The following is a 1,916-nucleotide window of genomic DNA, read 5'->3' as shown; positions in this document are numbered from 1 at the left end:
GTCGAAGCAACGGTTACCGGCTTCCATGTGGAAGATGGGGATGTGGCGCTTTTTGGCGGCTATGGCGCAAAGGCAGGAGTTGGTATCGCCCAGAACCAGGAAGGCATCGGGATGTTCTTGCTCGAGGATAGGGTCTATGTTGATCAGGATTTGGCCCGCGGTGGCGGTGGCATTGGCTCCGGCGGCATTGAGGAAATGGTCGGGCTTGCGCAGACCGAGGTCTTCGAAGAAGAGTTCGTTGAGTTCGTAATCGTAATTCTGGCCGGTGTGGACCAGGACATGGTCGATCGCGGGGCTTTTATCTAATTTTTGAAGTACGCAGGCTAAACGGATAATCTCGGGACGCGTGCCTACTACGGTTACTACTTTTAATTTTTTCATCGAATTTATTCTTATTTAATATTCAGTTTCAATAAAATAACTAACTCCTAATTCTCCTAGCTATTTTAGAGTTATACATTAACGCACTATATAAATCATAATAAAATTCGAAAGGAAAAAATAACATGGACCAATCCATTAATGTCCTTTTTAAGGAAATCTTAGGCCATAAATCTATCCATAAAAAAGTATATGGATATAAGTTCTTACTTTTCAAGAGAGAAATAAACTCTCTTCTTTCTTTCTTGGTATATATTAAAGCTGCATCAAATAAAATAGCTTTAACAGTCAAAGCTATTCTCAACTTTAAATTATGTTTAATTTTAGAATCAGCACAACATTCATATTCTTTTTGAAATATTTCGGCCATTACCATAAAAGAAGATATATGCTTTTTTGTTCCAGCCAATGATTTTATGGAAGTCACCGAAGCCGAATGTACTCTCCTATAATAATTTATTGATGGTAAATACGCTTTTTTTCGGGAATACAATTGAACATAAAACAAAAATACAGTATCATCGTTAGGAGATAAACGCTTATCCCAGATAATATGATTATCTACAATTAACTCTCTCAAAATAATACGATTTCCACTACAAGCTAAATGCTTTGGTAGTTTTTCCGTAAGACTATTTTCATATTTATAGAAAGAGTTGTTAAAATGAGATTCGGAAGATACAGAAGTCAATCCCACAGTCAAAAAATCAATTTGATTTTCATTCAAAATTCGTAATAAGAAACCTAAACAGCCCGCATCTATATAATCATCAGAATCTACAAACCAAACATATCTTCCCTGAGCAGCCTGTAATCCTACATTTCTGGCAGCCGCATGTCCGGCATTTTGCTGATCGATAACTTGTATATTTTCATTATCAGATGCATAACCGTTCAATATTTCCAAACTATTATCAGTAGACCCGTCATTTACACATATTATCTCATATTGTTCATGAGGAATATCCTGATGTAATAAAGATGTCAGGCAATCATCCAAATATTTTCCCGTATTATATACGGGTATTATAATACTTAATTGTTTCATACTATATTTATTATATTCTTTCTCTTAAAAACTTTGCAGGAATTCCACAATTTACAGTACCGCGTTGTATAACTTTATTTACCATCGACATAGCTCCTACAACCGCTCCGTCCTGTATTTCAGCTCCTTTTATAATGGTGCAATGGGCCGCTATCCAGACATCGGAGCCTATATAAATACCATTGTCTGCCGTATCCATCGGCTGATTACGAATCAATTCATCTTTCCCTATGCCATGATTCGAATCTATTATATATGTGTAGGCGGCTACAGAAGTATTTGATCCTATATAGACTCGATTTCGGGAATATATTATAGTTCCTATTCCTAAATCTACATTGTCTCCTATGACAATTTCACCGGAACCCCAGAAATAGACATTCGGATAAATAGTCACATTCCTGCCTATCTTCACATTACTCGCATTTAAATATACATTGCCTAAAAGGGTTACGGCTTTATGGGGGGTGCGTGTTCTTTGCAGGAA

General features: G+C 36.7%; 3 protein-coding genes. All 3 read right to left on the bottom strand.

Annotation, left to right across the window (positions count from 1 at the left end):
• Positions 1 to 381, bottom strand: a 381-nt coding sequence (locus OCV73_RS14425) for a UDP-N-acetylglucosamine 2-epimerase (RefSeq protein ID WP_147553330.1), incomplete at its 3' end; no start/stop codon positions are given.
• A gap of 40 nt (positions 382 to 421) precedes the next feature.
• Positions 422 to 1,429: a glycosyltransferase family 2 protein gene (locus OCV73_RS14420; RefSeq protein WP_147553328.1), complete on the bottom strand. Its 1,008-nt coding sequence runs from the start codon at positions 1,427 to 1,429 to the stop codon at positions 422 to 424.
• A 10-nt stretch (positions 1,430 to 1,439) separates the two neighbouring features.
• A partial coding sequence (locus OCV73_RS14415) for an acyltransferase (RefSeq protein ID WP_147553327.1) occupies positions 1,440 to 1,916 on the bottom strand: 477 nt, incomplete at its 5' end.

This window comes from Barnesiella propionica (assembly GCF_025567045.1).
Lineage (GTDB): Bacteria > Bacteroidota > Bacteroidia > Bacteroidales > Barnesiellaceae > Barnesiella_B > Barnesiella_B propionica.
This window is presented reverse-complemented; position numbering and strand designations above follow the sequence as displayed.